We start from the raw sequence: 23,831 nt of genomic DNA, 5'->3' as shown, positions 1-23,831 counted from the left end.
GTGCACAGTCAGGCACCTAGGTTGAGGGACTCACGTGGCAGAGGCGGAGCGCATCATCGGTACGCCGGATTCGGACGCTGACGGCGCTGAAGGCGCGGACCGCGCCGACGGCGTGGACGGCGTCGGCGGCTCGGGCGGAGAGGCCGAGGTCGAGGCCCAGGCTCCCGCCGAGCGGCCCAAGGGCAAGCGCAAGATCTTCGCGCTGCTCGTGGTCGCGCTCGTCGCGTATCTGATCGACCTCGGCAGCAAGATGCTCGTGGTCGCCAAGCTGGAGGGCCACGAGCCGATCCAGGTGATCGGCGACCTGCTGAGGTTCGAGGCGCTCCGGAACCCGGGCGCCGCCTTCGGCATGGGCGAGGCCTTCACGATCGTCTTCACCTGCATCGCGGCCGTCGTGATCGTGGTGATCATCCGGCTCGCGCGCAAGCTCTACAGCACCTGGTGGGCGATCGCGCTCGGGCTGCTGCTCGGCGGTGCACTCGGCAACCTGACCGACCGGATCTTCCGCTCGCCCGGCGTCTTCGAGGGCGCGGTCGTCGACTTCATCGCCCCCGCGAACTTCGCCGTCTTCAACCTCGCGGACTCGGCGATCGTCTGCGGCGGCTTCCTCATCGTGATCCTGTCCTTCCGGGGCCTGGACCCCGACGGCACCGTCCACAAGGACTGACCACTCCCGGCACAAGGCATACTCGACGAGTGAGTATGAGTCCCGAGATCCGCACGCTGCCCGTTCCCGATGGCCTGGAGGGCGAGCGCGTCGACGCCGCAATCGCCCGTATGTTCGGGTTCTCCCGTACGAAGGCGGCCGAGCTGGCCGCCTCCGGGAGGGTCCAGGTCGACGGCGCCGTGGTCGGCAAGTCCGAGCGGGTGAGCGGCGGCGCGTGGCTGGAGGTCGAGATGCCCGGGGCGGCGGCGCCGGTGCAGATCGTGGCCGAGCCGGTCGAGGGCATGGAGATCGTCCATGACGACGACGACATCGTCGTGATCATGAAGCCGGTCGGGGTCGCCGCGCACCCGAGCCCCGGCTGGACCGGGACCACGGTCATCGGCGGCCTCGCCGCCGCCGGGTACCGCATCTCCACCTCCGGTGCCGCCGAGCGCCAGGGCATCGTGCACCGGCTCGACGTCGGTACGTCGGGGCTCATGGTCGTCGCCAAGTCGGAGCGGGCGTACACGCTGCTCAAGGCGCAGTTCAAGGAGCGGGTCGTCGACAAGCGCTACCACGCGCTGGTCCAGGGCCACCCGGACCCGATGAGCGGCACGATCGACGCGCCGATCGGGCGCCACCCCAACCACGACTACAAGTGGGCCGTGACGGCCGAGGGCAAGCCGTCGGTCACGCACTACGACCTGATCGAGGCGTACCGCGCGGCCTCGCTGCTCGACATCAAGCTGGAGACCGGCCGTACGCACCAGATCCGCGTGCACATGTCGGCCCACCGCCACCCCTGCGTCGGGGACCTCACCTACGGGGCGGACCCGACGATGGCCAAGCGGCTCGGCCTGACCCGGCAGTGGCTGCACGCCGTGCGGCTCGGCTTCGAGCACCCGTCGGACGGGAGCTGGGTCGAGTTCGCGTCCACGTACCCGGCGGACCTGCAGAACGCGCTGGACCGGATCGAGGCGGAGAGCGCGTGAGCGCGGACGCCGGCACCGGGTACGTCCTCCGGGAGGCGGTCGGGGCCGAGGACCGGGAGGCCTGTTTCGCGGTGCGCCGCGAGGTCTTCGTCGTCGAGCAGAACGTGCCGCAGGAGCTGGAGTACGACACGTACGACGAGACGGCCGTGCACGTCCTCGCCCTGCGCGAGGACGGGCTGCCGCTGGGCACCGGCCGACTGCTGCACGGGGCCGACGCGGTCGGCAAGACCGGAGCGGACGCCTCCGTCGGTTCGCTGGGGCGGCTCGCGGTCTCCAGGGCGGCGCGCGGTCTCGGGGTCGGTGCGGCGCTCGTCCGCGCGATCGAGGACGCGGCGCGGGGGCGTGGCCTCGCGGCGGTGGATCTGCACGCCCAGACCCATGCGCTCGGTTTCTACGAGCGGCTCGGGTACGAGGTGTACGGGCCGGAGTTCCCGGACGCGGGGATCCCGCATCGCGCGATGCGGCGGGTTCTTTAGCCACAGGGCCGACCCTCCCCCAAGCTCTCGGCTTCGCTCGAGCAAGGGGGGACCCCCATCCCCTGCGGAACGTATGCCCACAAGAAGGATGATTTGCCCCCTCCCGTGGCAGGGTTGAGGTCCGATCGTCGACCTGAGGGCACCCCGTGGATCAATTGGCCCTGTTGTTCCTGCTGTTGCTCGGTGCGGTGGTCACCGTGCCGCTCGGGGACCGGCTCGGGTTGCCGGCCCCCGTGCTCATGACCGTCATCGGGATCGTGCTGGCCTTCCTGCCCTTCGTACCGAACGTCGACATCCCGCCCGAGTACATCCTTCCGCTCGTCCTCCCGCCGCTGCTCTACGCCTCCGTGCAGCGCACCTCCTGGCGGCAGTTCGCGGCCAACCGGCGGCCCATCTTCCTGCTCGCCGTCGCCCTGGTCTTCGTCACCACGGCCGCCGTCGCCGCCACGGCGACCGCGCTCGTGCCCGCGCTCCCGCTCGCCGCCGCCGTCGCCCTGGGCGCGCTCGTCGCGCCGCCCGACCCGGTCGCCGCGACCGCCGTGGCCGGCTCGCTCGGGCTGCCGCGCCGGCTCGTCTCGATCCTGGAGGGCGAGGGGCTCTTCAACGACGTCACCGCGATCGTCCTCTACCACGTGGCGATCGGCGCGGCCGTCGGCGGCAGCTTCAGCTGGGAGGGCGCGGGTCTCGAACTCGTCCTCTCCGCCGTCGTCGCCATCGCCGTCGGTCTCGTCCTGGGCTGGGTCAGCAACAAGCTCATGGGCCTCCTCGGCGAGGCCACCCTGCAGACCGGGCTCACCCTCCTCGTCCCCTTCGTCGCCTACGTCCTCGCCGAGGAGATGAAGGGCTCCGGCGTCCTCGCCGTCCTCGTCGTCGCGCTCTACCTGGCGGAGAACGCCCTCGACGCCGACGACGTGATGGGCCGGCTCGCCGGCCAGACCTTCTGGCAGATCGTCGACACCCTGGTCACCGGCATCGCCTTCGGACTCATCGGCCTGGAGCTCCACAACGTCTTCGGCACCGCCGAGGACCAGCTCGGCGAGATGCTCGGCTGGGGCGCCGCCGTGGCCGGTGTCGTGATCGTCGTACGGCTGCTGTGGCTGCTGCCCGCCACCTGGCTGGCCAAGCGGCTGCACACCCGCCGCGACTACGACGAGGAGATCCCGGTGAGCTGGCGGGAGACCGTCGTCATGTGGTGGTCCGGGATGCGCGGGGTGGCCTCCGTGGCGCTCGCGCTCGCCATTCCGCTGCGTACGGACGACGGATCGCCGTTCCCCGGCCGGGACGAGATCGTCTTCATCGCCTTCTGCGTGATCATGACCACACTCCTGCTCCAGGGGCTCACCCTGCCCTGGCTGGTCAAGCGGCTCGGTGTACGGGCCGACACGGACGCCGAGCGCGCCCTGGAGCGGGAGCTCGCGGTCCGCGCGGCCAAGGCGGCCAAGCGGCGGCTGAAGGAGATCGAGGACGTCGAGGAGCTGCCGGAGGAGGTCCAGGAACGGCTCCAGCGCGGGGCGTACGACATCGGGGCGCGGATCAGCCCGGACATGGTGGACGAGGAACGGCGGGCGGCCTTCGCCGAGCGGGCCGGACGGCTCAAGGCCGTCCAGCGGATCCAGCGCGAGATGATGTCGGCCGCGCGGCACGAGGTGCTCGCGGCGCGCAGCGAGCACGGGGCCGACCCCGAGGTGGTGGACCGGGTGCTGCGCCAGCTGGACGTGCGCAGCTTGAGGTGACCGTAGGGCGGCGCGGGCGGCTGGCAGGATGGACCGTATGGACATCATGCTCTTCCACTCGACCTACGGTCCGCGTCCGGCGGTGGAGGCCGCGGCCGAACGCCTGCGGGCCGCCGGACATCAGGTGCACGTGCCCGACCTGTTCGGGGGCCGGACCGCCGACACCGTGGAGGCGGGCATGGCGCTCCAGGAGGAGATCGGCAAGGACGAGCTGCTGAAGCGGGCGGTCCTGGCCGCCGCCCCGTACTCGGAACGGGGTCTGGTCTACGCGGGCTTCTCCTTCGGCGCCTCGGTCGCTCAGACCCTCGCCCTCGGGGACGACAAGGCGCGCGGGCTGCTCCTGCTGCACGGCACCTCGGACATCGCGGAGAACGCGTCCGCCGACGACCTTCCCGTACAGCTGCACCTCGCCGACCCGGACCCCTTCGAGCCGCACGACTGGCTGACGTCCTGGTATCTCCAGATGGGGAAGGCGGGGGCCGATGTGGAGGTCTACCGCTACCCGGGAGCCGGGCACCTCTTCACCGACCCGGACCTGCCGGACTGGGACGAGGACGCGGCCGAGCGGACCTGGAATGTCGCGCTGGCGTTCCTGGACGATCTGTAGGACGCGCGGAAGGGCGCGGCGGGGGCTCTCCCGCCGCGCCCTAACTCAGCCGAGGGGTTGTCAGCCGGCGCGGTACGCGGTCCACATGTCGGTCATCCGCGTGACCTGGCCGATGGTGAACTGCGTCATGCACGCGTCGTAGGTGTAGTCCATGAAGTTCTTGATGGGGTCCACACCGGGCTTGGACGCGCAGCTGTCACGTCCGACCGGGCACTCGTAGGCCGGGCTCTTCTCGGCGGGGGTGTCGCTGACGTAGTCGCCGTTGCCGTTGCAGCCGCCCTGGAACGTGTGGTAAAGCCCCAGCCAGTGGCCGACCTCGTGGGTGGAGGTGTCGCCCTCGTTGTAGTTGGCCGCGGAGCCGCCCGGCAGCGAGGAGTCGAGGACGACGACACCGTCCATGGACGGGTTGGAGTTGTACGAGGACGGGAAGGTCGCCCAGCCGAGCAGACCGCCGCTGAGCTTCGCGGTGTAGACGTTCAGCGCGCCGGCGCCGCCCTTGCGGAGGGTCTGCTTCATCTGCTTCTCGGCCGTGGAGCCGGATGCCAGGTTGTACCAGGTGGCGTTGTCCGTGTAGTCGGTCTCGGCGAGCGTGAACTGGAAGTTGGTGTTCACGTTGCCGGTGCCCTGGCCGCCGAAGGCCGCGTTGAGGACCGCCATCTGGTTGTTGATGTCCGTGGCGCTCAGCTTGCCCGCGGTACCGCTGTGGACGACGTGGAAGTAGACGGGGATGTTCACCACGGCGGCGGTGGAGTTCATGCCACTGGCGCGAACCGATTCCAGTCTCTTCTTCAGGTCCGCGTCCATGGCCTTGGCCTGGGCCGCGGAGACCTCGTTGGGCTCGCCGGCCTGGGTGTCGGCGCCGCGGGACTTGCGGGCGGCGGACTGGGCGTCCGCCTCCTCCACGCACTCCTCGGCGGAGACGCCGGCGGCGGAGGTGGTGGCTGCCGGGGCCGCCGACGGGGCGGAGAGGGGTGCCAGGGCCAGGGTTCCGGCCAACACGGCGGTGCCGAGCATACGACGTGACATACGCGGCGATATACGAACAAGAGCACGCACAGGTGACTCCTCGCGGGGGGTTGTGGAGAGGTACTTCCTCGCCACGGCGGGGAGATTACGGGTCCATGTCAGACCTTGTTGAGCATTGATCAGGCCCAATCATTCATGGTGTAAATCAGGGCATCGGGAAGAAAAAATCCGGTCCGTTCCGGAGTTTGAGATGCCGACGTAACAAGCCGGGTGACGCAGACGGGTGGTGTGTCCGGTTTCGGCCACCCGAACCCACCACCCGTCGTAGCGATGTGATCTCCCGTTAACAGAAGGGATCATGGCCGAAAATCGACCACGCGGTCATCTCATCGCACCGGCTGGTACACCCGCTCGATCTTCTGCGTTCCGCTCTTCGTCCGGTACGAGCGCTGCCACGCGGTCGTGGCGTCCGGCTTCGTGCGGTCGGAGACGGTGTAGTAGTCCATCTGCGTGGCGGCGGTGGTGACGTCGAGGACGCCGTAGCCGTGGTGGTCCATGTCCACCCACTTCACATGGCGGTTGGCGGCCTTGATCGCGCCGGACGCCACCACGGAGACCGTGCCCGGCGGCACGTGCAGCAGGTCGGAGACGGTGTCCGAGGTCACAGAGGTCACCACGAACTCGGTCGCGGCCGACTGCGACAGCGGGTACGTCGCCGCCTTCACCGGCACGTCGTTGGCCCAGGCCATGTGGATGTCACCGGTCAGGAAGACGGTGTTCCGGATCGACCGCTGGGTCAGGTGCGCGAGCAGCTCCTTGCGGTCGTCCGTGTAGCCGTCCCACTGGTCGACGTTGACCGCGAGCCCCTCCTTGGGCAGACCGAGCAACTCGGCGAGCGGGGCGAGGAGGTGGGCCGGCAGCGCGCCGAAGGCGACCGGCGAGATCATCACCGAGGTGCCGACCAGCTTCCAGGTCGCGTCCGAGCCCGCGAGCCCGGACTTCAGCCAGTCCAGCTGGGCGCGGCCGGTGATCGTACGCTCCGGGTCGTCGACCGCGCCGTTGCCGACGGACGACTGCTGGGAGCGGAAGGAGCGCAGGTCGAGCAGGTGCAGATCGGCCAGCTTGCCGAAGCGCAGCCGCCGGTAGACCGTGCCCTCGGTCGAGGCGCGGACCGGCATCCACTCGAAGTACGCCTGCTTGGCCGCCGCGACCCGGGCCGCCCAGTCGCCCTCGGCGCCCGGCGTGTGGTTCTCCGCGCCGCCCGACCAGGTGTCGTTGGCGACCTCGTGGTCGTCCCAGATCGCGATCATCGGGTGGGTGGCGTGCAGCGCCTGGAGGTCGGCGTCCGTCTTGTACGTGGCGTGCCGCAGCCGGTAGTCGGCGAGCGAGACGATCTCGTGCTTGGGCTCGTGCTGCCGCACGGTGTACGGCGCCGTGGGGTAGGAGCCGGACGCGTACTCGTAGATGTAGTCGCCGAGATGGAGGATCGCGTCCAGGTCCGTGCGGGCGGCCAGGTGGCGGTACGCGGAGAAGTGGCCGGCCTCCCAGTTGGAGCAGGAGACCACGCCGAAGCGGACGCCCGGGGTGGTGGCGTCGGCGGTCGGGGTGGTGCGGGTGCGGCCGACGGGGGAGACGGTCTCGCCCGCGGTGAAGCGGAACCAGTACGGGGTCGCCGGGCGCAGGCCCCGGACGTCCACCTTCACCGTGTGGTCGGTGGCGGCGGTCGCGGTGGCGGCGCCCTGGGCCGCGGTCCGGGTGAAGGCGCGGTCCTCGGCGATCTCCCAACGGACCTCGACGGCCGGGCCCTTGCCCGAGCCGGGCGTGGCGTCGGAGGAGGGGGTGACGCGCGTCCAGAGCAGGACGCCGTCGGGCAGCGGGTCGCCGGAGGCGACGCCGTGCAGGAACGCGGGGGGCTCGGCGCCCGCGAACGCGGGGGAGGCGGCGCCCACCAGGGCAGGGGCGGCGACGGCCGTGACGGCGGCGGCCTTCACGACGGTACGGCGCGTGGGGGCGTGGGATATGTGTCGACTGGTCACGGGCAGTCAGATTACCGACCAGTATGACGAACAGGCGGGCGAATCCGGAAAGTTCGCCCACTCGTCGCCCGGCGGTTCTCCTCGCCGGGACAAACGGGGCGGGTCCGTGGGAGTCGGACTCCCACGGACCCGTGCCTCAGACGACCTCGCGCCGGGCGGTCAGCCCTTCAGTGCCGGGGTGAGAGCCGCGTTGAACTCCTCGACCGTCAGCGGCGGGTTCTGGCTGCCCTGGACCGTCAGGGTCTTGCCGTCCATCTTCAGCGTCGGCGTGCCCGTGACCCCGCTCTTGTCGAACGTCTCCGACATCTTCATCGCCCAGGCGTCGAAGGTGCCGTTCTCCACGTTCTTCTTGAACTCCGCGTTCCCCTTCAGCGCCGGGACGGAGTCCGCGACCTTCAGAAGGTAGGAGTCCTTGGCGAACTCGTCCTTGCTCTCCTCCGGGTGGAACTCCGCGGAGTAGAGCGCCGCCTTGTACTTCAGGAACGCCTCGGGGCTCACGTCCAGGGCCGCGCCCAGGGCCGACAGGGCGTTCTTCGAGCCCTCGCCCTGGTCGGAGTTGTCGATGAAGGTGGCACCGACGTACTTGATCTTGTACTTGCCGGCCTCGACGTCCTTGTCGACCGTCGAGCCCACCTGCTGCTCGAACCGCGCGCACACCGGGCAGCGCGAGTCCTCGTAGAGCTCCAGGGTCTTCTTGGCGGCCGGCTTGCCGACGACGACCGTCGTGCCGTTCGTGCCCTCGGTGTTCTCGGGCGCGGTGATCTTCGTTTCCTTGGCCGCCGCCTCCCACTGCGTCGGCTGGTTGGACTGGACGACGGCGTAGCCGATGCCGCCGGCGACCGCCAGGACGGCGACCGCGGAGACGGCGACGGTCACCTGGCGGCGCGCCTTCTCCTTCTTGGCCTGGCGTTCGCGCTCGACGCGCAGCCGCTCGCGGGCGGCTGCCTTGTTGGCCTGGTTGTTGCGTGCGCTCATGGTCGTGTTCTCCGTGAAGGTCGAATGCCCGGACCGGGCGAAAGGAAAGGGGACTGCGGTGCTCAGGCGAGGGCGTAGCCCGAGCGCGGCGGTCCCCGCCGTCCGACGGAGTGCACGAGAAGGCGGGTACGGGACGGGCGCGGCCCGTCCGTGGGGCGGCCCGGGCGCCCGGAGACCGGGCGGGGCGCGCCGAAGAACGCGGCGACGAGCAGCAGCGGCCGGAACGCGAGGGCGGCGACGGCGCCGACCAGCCGGGCGAGCGCCCGCTCGCCGTGCCGCAGCCAGGCCGCCGCGAACAGCCCGACCGACACATGGGCGGCGAGCAGCAGCCACGGCAGTGCCGGGGCGGGGGAGCTGAGCAGCGCGGCCGCGGTCCCGGTCTCCGGCGCGGCGACGCCCGGCAGCGGGGTGCCGACGGCGCCACCGCACAGCACGTCCACGCCCACCGCGCGCAGCGAGCCGGTGACGGGGCCGCCGGAGGGTCCGTAACAGACCGCCTGCCCGGCGGTGAAGATCGTGTCGGCGGCCAGCTCCAGCGGGACGAGCAGCCCGGCGATCGGGCCGAAGCCGCGCTCCCGGCCGGCCAGCGCGTACGCGACGGCGAAGACGCCGGCCGAGAGCAGCCCCACGGTCAGCAGCGGCAGTGGCACCTGGGACAGCAGCACATGCGAGCCGGCGGACAGCGTCACGACCAGTGCCGTGAAGAGTGCCGCCCGCAGCCCCCTGAGCCGCTTCCCCGATATGTCCATAGCCTGAAAAGTGTGCCATGCCTTCCTGTAAGGGGCCCTTAAGGGCGAGCTGTGAGCCTGGTCTACAGGCCCGGGATCCGGCCGTTGCGGAACAGGTCCACGAAGATCTGGTGGTCCGCACGCGCGCGTGCCCCGTAGCTGTGGGCGAAGTCGACCAGCAGGTCCGCGAAGCCCTCCTCGTCGGCCGCGATCGCCGCGTCGATGGCCCGCTCCGTCGAGAACGGCACCAGGGAGTGGCCGCTGGAGTCGTCGGCCGCCGCGTGCATCGTCGCCGTCGCCCGCCCGAGGTCGGCCACGGTCGCCGCGATCTCCTCCAGGTCGTCGATGTCCGACCAGTCCAGGTCCACCGCGTACGGCGAGACCTCGGCGACCAGCTGCCCGGAGCCGTCCAGCTCCGTCCAGCCCAGCCACGGGTCCGCGTGCGCCTGCAGGGCCCGCTGGGAGATGACCGTGCGGTGGCCCTCGTGCTGGAAGTACCCCCGTACCGCCGCGTCCGTCACATGGCGCGAAACCGCCGGCGTCTGCGCCTGCTTCATGTAGATCACGACATCGTTCTCCAGGGCGTCGCTGTTGCCCTCCAGAAGGATGTTGTACGACGGGAGACCGGCCGAGCCGATGCCGATCCCGCGCCGCCCGACGACGTCCTTGACCCGGTACGAGTCGGGGCGCGCGAGCGAGGACTCCGGCAGGGTCTCCAGATAGCCGTCGAAGGCTGCAAGGACCTTGTAGCGCGTCGCCGCGTCCAGCTCGATGGAGCCGCCGCCCGACGAGAAACGGCGCTCGAACTCACGGATCTCGGTCATCGAGTCGAGGAGCCCGAAGCGGGTCAGCGAGCGGGCGACGCGCAGGGCGTCCAGGAGCGGGCCCTCGGCCGTGTCCAGTGTGAACGGCGGCACCTCGTCGTTCTTGGCGCCGGTCGCCAGGGCGTGGATCCGCTCCCGGTAGGCGGCGGCGTAGATCCGCACCAGCTCGGTGATCTGCTCGTCACTGAGCGCCTTCGTGTAGCCGATCAGCGCGAGCGAGGCGGAGAGCCGCTTCAGGTCCCAGGTGAAGGGGCCGACGTACGCCTCGTCGAAGTCGTTGACGTTGAAGATCAGCCGGCCGTTGGCGTCCATGTACGTGCCGAAGTTCTCGGCGTGCAGATCGCCGTGGATCCAGACCCGGCCGGTCCGCTCGTCCAGGTACGGTCCGGCGTGCTGCTCCTGCTCCAGGTCGGCGTAGAAGAGGCCCGCCGCGCCCCGGTAGAAGGCGAAGGCGGAGCCGGCCATCTTCCGGAACTTCACGCGGAAGGCGGCCGGGTCGGCGGCGAGGAGCTCTCCGAAGGCGGTGTCGAAGACGGCGAGAATCTGCTCACCGCGCTCGGCGGCGGTGGGCTGGGGGACCGACATCGAGAGTGCCTCCTGGGCGCGAGACTGCATGACAATTGGGACAGGCGTTCTGTGTCTCCCAACGCGCGACCGTACCCCTGAGTGCCCCACCTCTGTCAGTCCGCCGACGTAGACTTCCACGCTGTCCCCCCAGACTGTCCGCAGCCTGTCGTCTCTCGTTTCCGGAGGCCTTCCGCCGTGACCAAGCCGCCCTTCACGCACCTTCACGTACACACCCAGTACTCGCTGCTGGACGGTGCCGCGCGGCTCAAGGACATGTTCAACGCGTGCAACGAGATGGGTATGACCCATATCGCGATGTCCGACCACGGCAACCTGCACGGGGCGTACGACTTCTTCCACTCGGCCAAGAAGGCCGGGGTCACGCCGATCATCGGCATCGAGGCGTACGTCGCCCCCGAGTCCCGGCGGAACAAGCGGAAGATCCAGTGGGGCCAGCCGCACCAGAAGCGGGACGACGTCTCCGGCTCCGGTGGTTACACCCACAAGACGATCTGGGCGGCGAACAGCACCGGACTGCACAACCTCTTCAAGCTCTCCTCCGACGCCTACGCCGAGGGCTGGCTCCAGAAGTGGCCCCGGATGGACAAGGAGACCATCTCCCAGTGGTCCGAGGGCCTGATCGCCTCCACCGGCTGTCCCTCCGGAGAGCTGCAGACCCGGCTGCGCCTCGGCCAGTTCGACGAGGCCCTCAAGTCCGCCTCCGAGTACCAGGACATCTTCGGCAAAGACCGGTACTTCCTGGAGCTGATGGACCACGGCATCGAGATCGAGCGCCGGGTCCGCGACGGGCTCCTGGAGATCGGCAAGAAGCTCGGCATCCCGCCGCTGGTCACCAACGACTCGCACTACACCTACGCGCACGAGTCGATGGCGCACGACGCTCTGCTCTGCATCCAGACCGGCAAGAACCTCTCCGACCCGGACCGCTTCCGCTTCGACGGCACCGGCTACTACCTCAAGTCCACGGACGAGATGTACGCCATCGACTCCTCGGACGCCTGGCAGGAGGGGTGCCGCAACACCCTTCTGGTCGCCGAGCAGGTCAGCACCGAGGGCATGTTCGTCGAGAAGAACCTCATGCCGAAGTTCGACATCCCGGAGGGGTACACCGACGTCACCTGGTTCCGCGAGGAGACCATGCGGGGCATGCACCGCCGCTTCCCCGGGGGCATTCCCGACGACCGCATGAAGCAGGTCGAGTACGAGATGGACACGATCATCTCGATGGGCTTCCCCGGCTACTTCCTCGTCGTCGCCGACTTCATCATGTGGGCGAAGAAGCAGGGCATCGCGGTGGGCCCCGGCCGAGGCTCCGCGGCCGGCTCGATCGTCGCGTACGCCATGGGCATCACCGACCTCGACCCGATCCCGCACGGACTGATCTTCGAGCGCTTCCTCAACCCCGAGCGCATCTCGATGCCCGATGTCGACATCGACTTCGACGAGCGTCGGCGCGTCGAGGTGATCCGGTACGTGACGGAGAAGTACGGCTCCGACAAGGTCGCCATGATCGGCACGTACGGCAAGATCAAGGCGAAGAACGCGATCAAGGACTCCGCGCGCGTCCTCGGCTACCCCTACGCCATGGGTGACCGGCTCACCAAGGCCATGCCCGCCGACGTCCTCGGCAAGGGCATCGACCTCAACGGCATCACCGACCCCTCGCACCCGCGCTACAGCGAGGCGGGCGAGATCCGCGCGATGTACGAGAACGAGCCGGACGTCAAGAAGGTCATCGACACCGCCCGGGGCGTCGAGGGCCTGGTCCGGCAGATGGGTGTGCACGCGGCCGGCGTGATCATGTCCAGCGAGCCGATCGTCGACCACGCCCCGATCTGGGTGCGGCACACGGACGGCGTGACCATCACGCAGTGGGACTACCCCCAGTGCGAGTCGCTCGGCCTGATCAAGATGGACTTCCTGGGCCTCAGGAACCTCACGATCATGGACGACGCCGTCAAGATGGTGAAGGCCAACAAGGGCATCGACCTCGACCTCCTCGCCCTGCCGCTGGACGACCCGAAGACCTTCGAACTGCTCCAGCGCGGTGACACCCTCGGCGTCTTCCAGTTCGACGGCGGACCCATGCGTTCGCTGCTGCGGCTGATGAAGCCCGACAACTTCGAAGACATCTCCGCCGTGTCCGCCCTGTACCGGCCGGGCCCGATGGGCATGAACTCGCACACGAACTACGCGCTGCGCAAGAACAAGCAGCAGGAGATCACACCGATCCACCCGGAGCTGGAGAAGCCGCTCGAAGAGGTGCTCGCGGTCACCTACGGCCTCATCGTCTACCAGGAGCAGGTGCAGAAGGCCGCCCAGATCATCGCCGGGTACTCCCTCGGCGAGGCCGACATCCTCCGCCGCGTGATGGGCAAGAAGAAGCCCGACGAGCTGGCGAAGAACTTCACCATCTTCCAGGAGGGCGCCCGGAAGAGGGACTACAGCGACGAAGCCATCCAGGCGCTCTGGGACGTGCTGGTCCCGTTCGCCGGCTACGCCTTCAACAAGGCGCACTCCGCCGCGTACGGCCTGGTCTCCTACTGGACCGCCTACCTCAAGGCGAACTACCCGGCCGAGTACATGGCCGGACTGCTGACCTCGGTCAAGGACGACAAGGACAAGTCCGCGGTCTATCTGAACGAGTGCCGCCGCATGGGCATCAAGGTCCTGCCGCCGAACGTCAACGAGTCCGAGTCGAACTTCGCCGCCCAGGGCGACGACGTGATCCTCTTCGGCCTCTCCGCCGTCCGTAACGTCGGTACCAACGTCGTCGAGTCGGTCATCAAGTCGCGCAAGGCGAAGGGGAAGTACTCCACGTTCCCGGACTTCCTCGACAAGGTCGAGGCGGTCGTCTGCAACAAGCGGACCATCGAGTCGCTGATCAAGGCCGGCGCCTTCGACGAGATGGGCCACACCCGCAAGAGCCTGGTCGCCCACCACGAGCCGATGATCGACAACGTGGTCGCGGTGAAGCGCAAGGAGGCCGAGGGGCAGTTCGACCTCTTCGGCGGCATGGGCGAGGAGACGAGCGACGAGCCCGGCTTCGGCCTGGACGTGGAGTTCTCCGACGTCGAGTGGGAGAAGTCGTACCTGCTCGCCCAGGAGCGCGAGATGCTCGGCCTCTACGTCTCCGACCACCCGCTCTTCGGCATCGAGCACATCCTGTCCGACAAGTCGGACGCGGCGATCTCCCAGCTGACCGGCGGCGAGCACGCGGACGGCGCGGTCGTCACCATCGGCGGCATCATCTCCGGCCTCCAGCGCAAGATGACCAAGCAGGGCAACGCCTGGGCCATCGCCACCGTCGAGGACCTCGCCGGTTCCATCGAGTGCATGTTCTTCCCGGCCACGTACCAGCTGGTCTCCACCCAGCTCGTCGAGGACACGGTCGTCTTCGTCAAGGGCCGTCTCGACAAGCGCGAGGACGTGCCCCGGCTTGTCGCCATGGAGCTGATGGTCCCCGACGTGTCGAACGCCGGGACCAACGCGCCCGTCATCCTGACCATCCCGACGGTGAAGGTCACGCCGCCGATGATCACCCGGCTCGGCGAGATCCTCGGGCACCACAAGGGCAACACCGAGGTACGGATCAAGCTCCAGGGCCCGCGTAAGACGACCGTCCTGCGGCTCGACCGGCACCGGGTCCAGGCGGATCCGGCGCTCTTCGGCGACCTGAAGGTGCTGCTCGGTCCGTCCTGCCTGGCGGGGTAGCGGGCCGGGTCCCGGCCTCGTACAGCCGCAGCCGCCTCGGCTTCCGGCTTCGTACAGCCACGCGCGGAAGGGGCGCGCCCGTCGTCACGGGTGCGCCCCTTCCGGGGTTACGCGCGGTCAGTTGTGACCGAAGCGCTTCTGCCGACCCTTGCGGGCCATGTCACCGGGAGTCACCTGCGAGGCGCGCTGCTCGGCCTGCGACTCCATCGACGACTGCTGCGCCTGCTGGGCGCCGCGCTCGGCCGGCGACGACTTCTGCTGCTCACGGTTCTGCTTCCGATTCTTGGCCATGGTGATGCCTCCTCATGGGGAACTCGGGGCCAGGGCCGCTGTCAGACTCACATACAGGGTGAACCGCCGCATTTTGGATCATTACCGACAGTGAGCAGGGTGCGGAGCGGCATTGAGCGGAGTGCGGAGTGACATTCGCCACGCCGATGATCCAGTTCCGGCCGTCAAGCTCCCCACGTTCGGGCAGACTCGAAGGAAATCATTCGCAACTTCCGTTCCCGAGGTTCCCGAAAGAGGGTGGAACACGTGGACCGCTGCGTCGTTCTGGTGGACGCCGGCTATCTGCTGGGCGCCGCCGCGAGCCTTCTCGCCGGGGAACCGGCCCGCTCAAGGATCACCGTCGACCACGCCGCGCTCATCCAGAACCTCCGAGAACGGGCGGAGGCGGACACCGAGCAGCCCCTGCTCCGTATCTACTGGTTCGACGGCGCGCCCGACCGGGTGCCCCAGCCCGAGCACCGCAGGCTCCGGGTGATGCCCCGGGTCACCGTCCGGCTGGGCGCGCTGACCCGCAGCGACGGCCGCTGGGCCCAGAAGGGCGTCGACGCGGCCATGCACGCCGAGCTGACCGAGCTGGCCCGGAACCGGGCCTGCTCGGACGTGGTCCTGGTGACCGGCGACGGCGACCTGCTGCCCGGCCTGATGTCCGCGAAGGAACACGGCGTCGCCGTCCACCTCTGGGCCGTCCAGGCCGCCGACGGCGACTATAACCAGTCCGAGGACCTCGTCGCCGAGGCCGACGAGCGCCGCGTCCTCGACCGGGCCTGGATCACCCGGGCCGTCCGCGCCAAGGACCTCTCCGGCCTCTGCGCGCCCCCGCCCGTCCCGCGCCCCGAGATCGCCGCGATCCTCTCCGCGCCGCTGCCCGAGTCGGCCCTCGCCGCCTCCGCCGAGCGGGCCGCGGAGGCGGCGGCCGCCGCGGCCGCCGCCGCACACGACGCAGCGTCCGCCTCCGAGACCGCCGCGCCCGCGTCCGCCTCCCCGACGGACGAGGGCGGACCGGCGGTGGCCGGGGTTCCCGCCCCGTCGCCCGGGAAGGGCGTCCCCACGCCGAAGGACCTCGCCGGACTGCGCGGCCCGGGGGGACCGGCGGGGCCGGGGGGACCGGGCGGACCTGGCGGCCCGGGTGGGCCCGGAGTGCACCAGCCGACCGGGGCCACCCTCCGCTGGTCCTCCGACAAGGGCTGGATCGACCGGCCCGCCTCCGCCCTCGGCGAACCGCCCGAGACCGCGTCCCTGCCCACCCTCGCCCAGCTCACCAGCGCCGAGCAGCGCTGGGCCGACCGCGAGGAGGACATCACCACCGTCGGCGGCGATCCCTTCGAGGTCGGACAGGTGTTCGCGCGTCGCTGGATGGAAAGGCTCCCCGAGCAGAGCCACGTCCAGAAGCTGTCCCTCATGTACCCACGGATCCCGCACCGTATCGACGGCGAACTCCTCCGGTACGCGGCCAGGTTCGGCCTGCTCGCCCACAAGGACGACCAGATCGACGAGCACGACCGGTACGCGATCCGGGCCGGCTTCTGGCGCGAGATCGACGTCCGGGCCGCCGCGGAACGCGCCCCCGCGGGGGAGTAGGCCGAGGGACCCCGTAGGCTCTTCCCCCGTGAGTACGGTGTGCGTGGTGCGGGAGCTGGTCAAGACGTACCCCGCCGCGCGCGCCCGGCGCGGCACGCCCGGGACGCCCGAGATCCGCGCCACCGACGGCATCAGCCTCGACGTCAGGGGCGGCGAGATTTTCGGCCTGCTCGGGCCCAACGGCGCCGGCAAGTCCACCCTGGTCCGGCAGCTGACCGGGCTGATGCGCCCCGACTCCGGCACCGTCGAGCTGCTCGGCCACGACCTCGTACGCCATCCCGAGCGCGCCGCGCGCCTGCTCGCCTACCTCGGCCAGGAGTCCACCGCGCTCGACGAGCTGACGGTCGCGCTCGCCGCCGAGACGACCGCTCGGCTGCGCGGACTCTCCGCACGGGACGCGCGGGACGAGCGGGACGCCGTCCTGGACGAGCTGGGCCTTGCCGAGCTCGCCGGGCGGCCGCTGAAGAAGCTCTCGGGCGGACAGCGGCGGCTCGCCTGCGTCGCGGCCGCCCTGGTCGGCGAACGGCCGGTGCTGGTCCTCGACGAGCCCACCACCGGGATGGACCCCATCGCCCGGCGGGCCGTCTGGTCCGCCGTCGACCGGCGGCGCGCCGAGCACGGCACCACCGTGCTGCTGGTCACCCACAACGTGATCGAGGCCGAGACCGTACTGGACCGGGTGGCCGTCCTGGAGCGGGGCCGGGTCATCGCCTGCGACACCCCGGCCGGTCTCAAGGAGCAGGTCGCGGGCGAGGTCCGGGTCGACCTGGTGTGGCGCGAACGCGCCCCGCTGGAGGTGCCCGAGGTCGCCGCGCTGCGCGGGCTCGCGCAGGAGTCGGGGCGGCGCTGGACCCTCCGGCTCGCCCCGGACGAGGCCCGGGCGACGGTCGCGGCGGTGACGGGAGGGGCGGCGTTCGCGGCCCTGGACGACTTCACCCTTGCGACGCCGAGCCTGGAGGACGTGTATCTGGCGCTGGGCGGGGCGACCGCAGGGGCCACCGGACTGGTCAAGGCATGAGGAGCTGTACGGAGTGAGTATCGTGCCCGCCGCCCCGATCGCCGAGGCCGCGCAGGCCTGGGCGCCCGGCGCACCGGCCGCCGCCGGAGCCGCCGCGCCCCTGGCGCCGCGCGCCCGGCTGCTGCCCGCGCTCGCCGCGGTGTACCGCGCGCAGCTCTCGCGGGCCCGGGTCTCCCGTATCCCGCTGCTCTTCGTGGCGACGTTCCAGTCCGTCGGGATCATGGTCCTGATGCGGGGCGTCGTCGACGGCGGGTCGGAGGCGCGGGCCGTGGTGGCGGGCTCCTCGGTGCTCGTCGTGGCGTTCGTCGCGCTCAACCTGCTCGCGCAGTACTTCGGCCAGCTGCGGGCGACCGGCGGCCTCGACCACTACGCCACGCTGCCGGTGCCGCCGGCGGCCGTGGTGCTCGGGGCGGCGGGGGCGTACGCGTCCTTCACGGTGCCGGGGACGGTGGTGACCGCGGTGATCGGGTCGCTGCTTTTCGGGCTGCCGCTCGGTCATCTGTGGATCCTCGCGGCGGTCGTGCCGCTGGCGGGGGCGGCGCTGGCGGGGCTCGGCGCGGCGCTTGGGCTGCTCGCGCCACGCCAGGAACTGGCCACGCTGCTCGGCCAGCTGGGCATGTCGGCGGCGTTGCTGCTCGGGGTACTGCCGGCGGACCGGCTGCCCGGCCCGATCGGCTGGGCGCGGGACCTGCTGCCGTCGACGTACGGGGTGGAGGCCCTGGCCCGCACCTTCGAGCCGCACCCGGACTGGGCAGCGGTCGGGGTCGACCTCGCGGTGTGCGGGGCGGTGGGTGTGGTGTCGCTGGCGGTGGCGACGTGGGCGTATCGGCGGGCGGCGGTGCGGTGAGGGGCGGGCCTGTTCGGGTAGCTGGGGCGGGCCGGTTCCGTTCTGGTTCCGTTCCGTACCGGCCGCTGAGGCGGGTGGGTTCCGTTCCGTACCGGCCGCTGAGGCGGGTGGGTTGCGTTCCGTACCGGCCGCTGAGGCGGGTGGGTTGCGTTCCGTACCGGCCGCTGAGGCGGGTCGTGCGTGCACCTGGCACGATGGCGGGGTGACCGCACCTCTGACACCGCCTCACCAGCCCCAGCAGCCTCACGAGCCGCCGAACGACGCCGTGCCGCCGCACGGATGGCCGGCGCCCTATCCGCCGTCGCCGGCGGACGACGGGGGCCCGAGCGTGGCCTCGGAGCTTCGGCAGGCCGTCGTGGTGGCGGCGATCTCGACGGTGGCGGGTGTGGCGCTGGGGCTGCTGTGGCTGTGGCTCGCGCCGAAGGTGCCGCTGATCTCGGACGGCAAGGCGGTGTTCCTGCGGGACAGCGAGGGTGAGTCGGCGGTCGGGGCGGACGGAACGTTCGTGCTGCTGGCGCTCGGCTTCGGTGTGGTGGCGGCGACGCTCGTCTTCCTGGTCCACCGGCACGGCGGCGTGGCGCTGGTGCTCGCGCTGGCGGCTGGCGGTGTGCTGGGTTCGCTGCTCGGGTGGGGTGTGGGGACGTTCCTGGGCCCGACGCGCGACGTGGTCGCCCATGCGCGGGAGGTGGGCGCGAACGTGGTGTTCGACGCGCCGCTGAAGCTGGAGATGTGGGCGGGGGCGTTGCTGGCGTGGCCGCTGGCGGCGATGATCGTCCACCTGGCCCTGACGGCGGTCTTCGGCCCGAGGGACCCGGACCCGACATGGCCCCCACAGGACGACGCGAAGCCGGCGACCCCGACGGCCTGAGGCGCCCGGGGCGCGGCCGGGGGAGTCCCGGAGGCGCCGGGGGTGCAGCCGGGAGAGTCCCCCAGACACCCCTCCCCCGAACTCTGACGAGCCCGCGGCTCCGTACCCGAATCCCCGTGTGCGGCGGCTTTCGCGACGGGGGGCCCAAAACTCTGACGGGACCGGAGTTCTGCCCCGAGCCCTTGAGCGGCGGCTTCGCGCCGCGAGAAAACCAAGGGGGCTGCCCCCGAGCTGCGGGCGGTGGCTCGCGTTGCGGGGGAGTCCCCCGCACCGCCCTCCGAGACGGACCGGGGGCTACGCCTGTGGTGCGGGCGGTGGCTCGCGTTGCGGGGCTGGGGGCTCTGCCCCGAACCCCCTGAGGGGTAGCTTCGCCCCGCGAGGAACCGGGGGCGCTGTACCCGATCCGTGAGCGGCAGCTTCGCGCCGCTCGTGGTGGGCCTGGGACCCGGCCTCCGGCACTGGCGGCCTTGTGCTGCGGGTGACCGCATAGTCGCGGGCCCGGGCCCGGGGGCGTGACGTTGGGGTTGTGCGGGTGCGCTAGGCGCGGCCGATTTGGGCCAGTACTGCTGATGTCATCGTCGTCAGGGCTGTGGGGGTGAGTTCTACCTCCAGGCCTCGGCGGCCTGCTGAGACGCAGATCGTTTCGTGGGTCGATGCCGACGCGTCCAGGACCGTGCGGAGGCGTTTGCGCTGGCCCAGGGGGGAGATGCCGCCTCGGACGTAGCCCGTCGTGCGTTCGGCCAGGGCCGGGTCCGCCATCGCCGCGCGCTTGCCGCCGACCGCCGACGCCAGCGCCTTGAGGTCCAGCTGGCCGGCGACCGGGACGACCGCCACTGTCAGTTCGCCGTCGACGTCCGCGACCAGCGTCTTGAAGACCCGGTCCGGCGAGACCCCGAGCGCCTCCGCCGCCTCCTCGCCGTACGACGCCGACGCCGGGTCGTGCTCGTAGGCGTGGACCCTGAAAGCCACGCCCGCCGTCGTCAGCGCCACCGTCGCCGGCGTGCCGCCCGCCTGCTTCTTCTGCTTCTTCGCCACTCGGCTCCTCCGTCAGTTCGGGCTCGTCGGCGCCCGCGTCAGCTCCACCGCCGGCAGCGACGGGAGGTGCCGCAGCACCGCCGTCTCCGACCGCAGCAGCGTCAGCTCCTCCCGCAGCCGCGTCGCCGTGTCCGGCGCCTGCAGCAGCCGCTGCTTCGCCGGGGTGTCGAGCACCGCCGCCGCCGCGACCAGGTACGACACCACCGACGGGTCGTCCGGCAACTCGCTGGTCGTCAGGGACCGCTCCCGCGCACCCGCCAGCCGCTTCTGATAGCTCCGGAACGCCCGCAGCACGCCCTCAGCGAGCGTGCCCGCCTCGTCGCCCTGCTCCTCCGGGAGCTCCTCCACCTCGGCCACCAGGAACGGCCCGCTCGCGTCGACCGACAGCAGCTTCACCCGGGTAGTGCCGGTGGCCATCACCTCGAAGCTGCCGTTCGCCCGCTCCCGGATCGTCGCCGCGTCCGCGACGCAGCCGACCCGGTGGAACGCCTGGATGGGGTCCGGGCCGAAGCCCGCCGCGGGCCCCTTCTCCGGCATGGCCGTCGGGTCCGGCATCCCCGGCGCCGTCGGCGCGACCTCACGGCCGTCGCGGATCGCGACGACGGCGAAGCGGCGCGGCTCCGACTCGTCGGTCTTGAGCAGTTCGCGCATCATGGCGCGATACCGCTCCTCGAACACGTTCAGGGGCAGCACGAGGCCCGGGAACAGCACCGCGTTGAGCGGGAAGAGGGGCAGGCGAGCGGTGGTCACAGCGGCTAAGCGTAATGGCCGCCGGGGCCGCCTCGTCCGGCCCGTCCATGTCCGGTCCGCCGCCCCGATCCGTGGGCCGGTTCGTGGGCCGGTTCGTGGGCCGACCCTCCACCGCTGTCGTGCCTCGGTCCGGGGCCCGTTCCCTGCCCCTGTCCGTAGCCGTTCTTCCCGCATAGCGGCGTCCTCCTGGCCACCTCCGCCCGTACCGCGTCCCGCGTCTCCAGGAAGCCCGTGAGCGGGTCGTCGCCCACCAGCGCCCACGGGAACGTCGTGGCGTACGGGCCGATCTTGCGGAACTCCTCCAGCGCCTCCTCCCAGCGCTCCCGCCTGACCAGCACGTACACCAGCAGATTGCGGACCTCCGCAGGCCATGGATCCCCCTCCGGGTACGCCGCCGACAGCGCAAGGCCACGCTCCGCCGCCGCGTCGATGCGGTCCTCCGGCAGCGGACCCGAGCCGGTGAGGTACTGGGCGAAGGCGGCGTTCACCGGGAGTACCCGCGCCAGCGAGCCCGGCGGGGCGTCGTCGGCGGCCTGCTCGGCGAAGTCGAAGCACTCGCGGTGCGAGCCGTACCACTGGGCCGACAGATACCGCAGCGCCGCGATGTGGCAGCCGTAATGGTGCGGGGCGCGGCGCACGGCCTGCTCCCACAGCGATTCGAAGACCGTGTTCCCGGCGTGCGTGCCGCGCGCGTGGTCCAGGGCGAGCCGCCACGGCACCGGGTCGCCGGGCGCGGCCTCCGCCGCCGCGTCGATCAGCGGCCCCAGCTCACGCAGCCGCTCCGCGCGGGCCGGCGACTCCCAGGCCCGGCGCACCGCCAGCTCGGCCTTCACGAGCAGCGCGTCCGGGTCGCGCGGCGCGGCCTGCAGCCAGTGGGCCAGCCAGTCGTCACGGCTGTACGCGAACGTGGCCAGCCGGGCCACGTACCGGTCCCTGGCCTCCCACTCGGCGCCGTCCCGGGTGGTCGCCAGCAGCTTGGCCGCGGGCTCGGGGTCGGCGAGGGCGGCCGCGACCAGCGCGGGGGCGAGCCGCTCGTCCGCCACGTCGAGCAGCACGTCGTCGTCCGGCGGCAGCGCGGCGGCGAGCCGCGGTGCGTGCCGGACCAGACGGGCGGTGCCGATCAGGGCGCGGAGCAAAGACATGGTGCGGACCATTGAAAACCGCAGGTGGGAGCGGCGCCAGTAGGGGACTGTGAAGCTTTGGTAGCGGCGGGAAAGTTGTCCTGTGGGAGGTCAAGACAGCGTAAAGAAAGGGGGCGGAGTCGGTGCATCCAGACCCCTGAGCCCCATCCGTCTCCACAGTCTCTTCGACCGGTCGGCAGCCTTGTCCCCGCTTGCCCCGGCTGCCCGTCAGCCCCTTGCCCCGGCTGCCCGTCAGCCCCTTCTCGCGCCCGCCCCGGCGACCCTCGGCTGTCTCCTCGCCCCTGCCCGGGCGACCACCCGACCCACCCGACGCCGCCGCCCACCCGCCTCACCCGCGCCGCAGCAGTCTCGACGCCCCCGCCGCCACCGTCGTCGCCAGCACCCAGCCCAGCAGGATCAGCGCCGTCGCCGCCCACTGCCACAGGCCTTCGAGCCGCCAGTAGCCGTCCTGGCCGAGATTGATCACCGGCACCAGCAGATCCAGCGCGTACAGGGTGGCGTTCCAGTTCGGCGACTCCTCCGCCTTCAGCGGCACCGGGTCGTAGCGGGAGAACGCCAGCGCCCCCGCCGCCCACAGCACCGCCATCCACAGCGCCGCCCGGCCCGGCCGGTAGCCGTACGCCACCGTCCAGTCCTGGAGGTAGCCCCACAGCTTCCCCGCCACCGGCAGCGTCTCCCGGCGTCTGCGCTGCTTGGCGAGCAGCACCACCCGGGCGTCCGCGTCCTCCCCGGTGTTGCGCAGCACCGTCGCAAGCCGTTCGTACGGCTCCGGGGCGTACTCCGGGGTCGCCGCCGCCACCCACTCCAGGCGGCGCGTCAGCGGGAAGTGGCCGTACGGCACGAGGTTCTCGTAGACGAAGCCGTTCATCGACAGACCGCCAGGACCCGGCCAGCTCGTGGACAGGTCGATCAGCGTCACCACCCGGGCGCCGTTGAGCACCACCCGCCCCTCCTCCGGCCGCTCCCCGTTGAACCGCAGCTCCGGGGTGACGATCCGGCGCAGCGACACCTCCTCCCGCTTCGCCCCGTCGAGCACGAACCGCGCGTAGTGCAGGTCCACCGCGTCGCCGAACCGCCCGTCGTCGAGCCGGACCCCGCCGTGGCACTCCACCGGCTTGCGCCGGGCCCCGCGCACCGGGGTGTATCCGATGCCGTACGGGGGAGTGGCCGCCGAGTTCCCCGAGCCCTCGTACACCCATGCCGCGTTCAGATAGAGCGAGCGCTCCACCGTCAGCTGCGGCGCGTTCAGCGCGCGGCGCTGCTGGGCGCCGCGCAGCACGCTGCCCCGCAGGCTCAGCGACACGCCGACCTTCGCCCCGCGCAGGCTGAGCTCGCCGTACGCCTCGATCAGCTCGGCCTGGAGGTCCTGCGCCACCACGAGCCCGTCCGCCGTGATCGCACGGCCGCGCCGGTCCGGCCATACCTGGATCTGGTTGATCAGCAGATCCGTGCCTATCTGGGCGTCCGTCAGCCGGATGCCGCGCTGCACCCGGCACCGGGGCAGATGCAGATCGCCCTGGGTGTGCAGCCGCGCCCCCTCCAGGCGGGGTATCGCGCACTCCACCATCCGCACCGTCCCGAACCGCGCCTCCGGCAGCACGATCTCCTGGTCGAACCGGCACCGGTTCCACTCCACGTACGGATCGACCGTGCCGCCGGCCAGGTCGAGCACGCCCGTGATCCGCACCCCGCGCAGCTTCAGCGCCGCGACCCGCCCGGAGCGCGCCGGCGGGCCGTCGAGCAGCAGCAGCGCCACCACCTCGGCGCGCACACTGCGCTCCACGCCCCACACATGCGCCCCGAAGGGGTCGTCCAGCGTCGTGTCCCCCTCACTCAGATCACAGGTCCTGCCGATCCGGAAGGCCCGCCACATGACCCGCTCAGGGCCCGTCAGACCGTCCGGTATTCCGTCCTCGTGCGGCTCGGTCACTGCCGCCCCCTCGCTTTCCAACGAACCCGCTTCCCTGGATTCGTACAGCCGTTCTTCCCGCTGAGTGACGGAGTGAACGCTAACGGT

At 71.2% G+C, this 23,831-nt stretch carries 20 protein-coding genes; 10 read left to right on the top strand and 10 right to left on the bottom strand.

What is annotated here, in order from left to right:
* Positions 1–34: 34 nt before the first annotated feature.
* The 5 genes from lspA to Q5762_RS06010 all read left to right on the top strand — a co-directional run bounded on the left by lspA (position 35) and on the right by Q5762_RS06010 (position 4,454).
* The gene (lspA, locus tag Q5762_RS06030; RefSeq protein ID WP_315890911.1) at positions 35–667 is read left to right on the top strand and encodes a signal peptidase II; all 633 of its coding nucleotides are present in this window, start codon (positions 35–37) and stop codon (positions 665–667) included.
* A 29-nt stretch (positions 668–696) separates the two neighbouring features.
* Entirely contained in the window at positions 697–1,638 is a 942-nt protein-coding gene (locus tag Q5762_RS06025; protein ID WP_315890910.1) for an RluA family pseudouridine synthase, read from the top strand.
* Positions 1,635–2,114 (top strand): GNAT family N-acetyltransferase, encoded by a 480-nt coding sequence (locus Q5762_RS06020; RefSeq protein WP_315890909.1) that lies wholly within the window; start codon positions 1,635–1,637, stop codon positions 2,112–2,114. Before Q5762_RS06025 ends, Q5762_RS06020 begins: the two co-directional genes overlap by 4 nt.
* 146 nt (positions 2,115–2,260) lie before the next feature.
* Entirely contained in the window at positions 2,261–3,847 is a 1,587-nt protein-coding gene (locus tag Q5762_RS06015; protein ID WP_315890908.1) for a Na+/H+ antiporter, read from the top strand.
* A gap of 28 nt (positions 3,848–3,875) precedes the next feature.
* Entirely contained in the window at positions 3,876–4,454 is a 579-nt protein-coding gene (locus Q5762_RS06010) for a dienelactone hydrolase family protein (RefSeq protein WP_315890907.1), read from the top strand.
* A 60-nt stretch (positions 4,455–4,514) separates the two neighbouring features.
* Here Q5762_RS06010 and Q5762_RS06005 read toward each other — a convergent pair whose 3' ends face one another.
* From Q5762_RS06005 to Q5762_RS05985, 5 genes are all read right to left on the bottom strand, one after another.
* Complete coding sequence (locus tag Q5762_RS06005; RefSeq protein ID WP_315890906.1) at positions 4,515–5,480, bottom strand: zinc metalloprotease; 966 nt, start codon at positions 5,478–5,480, stop codon at positions 4,515–4,517.
* Between the two features lie 326 nt (positions 5,481–5,806).
* A complete protein-coding gene (locus Q5762_RS06000) occupies positions 5,807–7,456 on the bottom strand; it encodes an alkaline phosphatase D family protein (protein ID WP_315890905.1) in 1,650 nt (549 codons plus the stop codon).
* A 159-nt stretch (positions 7,457–7,615) separates the two neighbouring features.
* Positions 7,616–8,431 carry a DsbA family protein gene (locus Q5762_RS05995; protein ID WP_315890904.1) on the bottom strand — a complete coding sequence of 272 codons (816 nt, stop codon included), beginning with the start codon at positions 8,429–8,431 and terminating at the stop codon, positions 7,616–7,618.
* A gap of 62 nt (positions 8,432–8,493) precedes the next feature.
* The gene (locus tag Q5762_RS05990) at positions 8,494–9,180 is read right to left on the bottom strand and encodes a hypothetical protein (RefSeq protein WP_315890903.1); all 687 of its coding nucleotides are present in this window, start codon (positions 9,178–9,180) and stop codon (positions 8,494–8,496) included.
* 62 nt (positions 9,181–9,242) lie between these two features.
* On the bottom strand, positions 9,243–10,568 hold the full coding sequence (locus Q5762_RS05985; RefSeq protein WP_315890902.1) for a DUF2252 domain-containing protein: 1,326 nt from the start codon (positions 10,566–10,568) through the stop codon (positions 9,243–9,245).
* 177 nt (positions 10,569–10,745) lie between these two features.
* Between Q5762_RS05985 and dnaE the strand changes: the two genes are divergently transcribed.
* Positions 10,746–14,285, top strand: coding sequence for a DNA polymerase III subunit alpha (gene dnaE / locus Q5762_RS05980; protein ID WP_315890901.1), 3,540 nt, complete (start codon positions 10,746–10,748; stop codon positions 14,283–14,285).
* Between the two features lie 117 nt (positions 14,286–14,402).
* Here the strand turns inward: dnaE and Q5762_RS05975 are convergent, their stop codons facing one another.
* A complete protein-coding gene (locus tag Q5762_RS05975; RefSeq protein WP_315890900.1) occupies positions 14,403–14,576 on the bottom strand; it encodes a hypothetical protein in 174 nt (57 codons plus the stop codon).
* A 237-nt stretch (positions 14,577–14,813) separates the two neighbouring features.
* Between Q5762_RS05975 and Q5762_RS05970 the strand changes: the two genes are divergently transcribed.
* The 4 genes from Q5762_RS05970 to Q5762_RS05955 all read left to right on the top strand — a co-directional run bounded on the left by Q5762_RS05970 (position 14,814) and on the right by Q5762_RS05955 (position 18,887).
* The gene (locus tag Q5762_RS05970; RefSeq protein ID WP_315890899.1) at positions 14,814–16,154 is read left to right on the top strand and encodes an NYN domain-containing protein; all 1,341 of its coding nucleotides are present in this window, start codon (positions 14,814–14,816) and stop codon (positions 16,152–16,154) included.
* A gap of 28 nt (positions 16,155–16,182) precedes the next feature.
* Positions 16,183–17,172, top strand: coding sequence for an ABC transporter ATP-binding protein (locus Q5762_RS05965; protein WP_315890898.1), 990 nt, complete (start codon positions 16,183–16,185; stop codon positions 17,170–17,172).
* Between the two features lie 13 nt (positions 17,173–17,185).
* Positions 17,186–18,019 (top strand): ABC transporter permease, encoded by an 834-nt coding sequence (locus Q5762_RS05960; protein ID WP_399494540.1) that lies wholly within the window; start codon positions 17,186–17,188, stop codon positions 18,017–18,019.
* A gap of 202 nt (positions 18,020–18,221) precedes the next feature.
* Positions 18,222–18,887, top strand: a complete 666-nt coding sequence (locus Q5762_RS05955) for a DUF2567 domain-containing protein (RefSeq protein ID WP_315890897.1) — start codon at positions 18,222–18,224, stop codon at positions 18,885–18,887.
* Between the two features lie 537 nt (positions 18,888–19,424).
* Here the strand turns inward: Q5762_RS05955 and ybaK are convergent.
* From ybaK to Q5762_RS05935, 4 genes are all read right to left on the bottom strand, one after another.
* A complete protein-coding gene (ybaK, locus tag Q5762_RS05950; RefSeq protein ID WP_315890896.1) occupies positions 19,425–19,922 on the bottom strand; it encodes a Cys-tRNA(Pro) deacylase in 498 nt (165 codons plus the stop codon).
* Positions 19,923–19,934: 12 nt separating this feature from the next.
* Complete coding sequence (locus Q5762_RS05945) at positions 19,935–20,672, bottom strand: LON peptidase substrate-binding domain-containing protein (RefSeq protein WP_315890895.1); 738 nt, start codon at positions 20,670–20,672, stop codon at positions 19,935–19,937.
* Positions 20,673–20,677: 5 nt separating this feature from the next.
* Positions 20,678–21,826: a hypothetical protein gene (locus tag Q5762_RS05940; protein WP_315890894.1), complete on the bottom strand. Its 1,149-nt coding sequence runs from the start codon at positions 21,824–21,826 to the stop codon at positions 20,678–20,680.
* 316 nt (positions 21,827–22,142) lie between these two features.
* Entirely contained in the window at positions 22,143–23,744 is a 1,602-nt protein-coding gene (locus Q5762_RS05935) for an oxidoreductase (protein WP_315890893.1), read from the bottom strand.
* Between the last annotated feature and the right edge of the window lie 87 nt (positions 23,745–23,831).

This window comes from Streptomyces sp. P9(2023), assembly GCF_032436795.1.
Taxonomy (GTDB): Bacteria; Actinomycetota; Actinomycetes; order Streptomycetales; family Streptomycetaceae; genus Streptomyces.
This window is presented reverse-complemented; position numbering and strand designations above follow the sequence as displayed.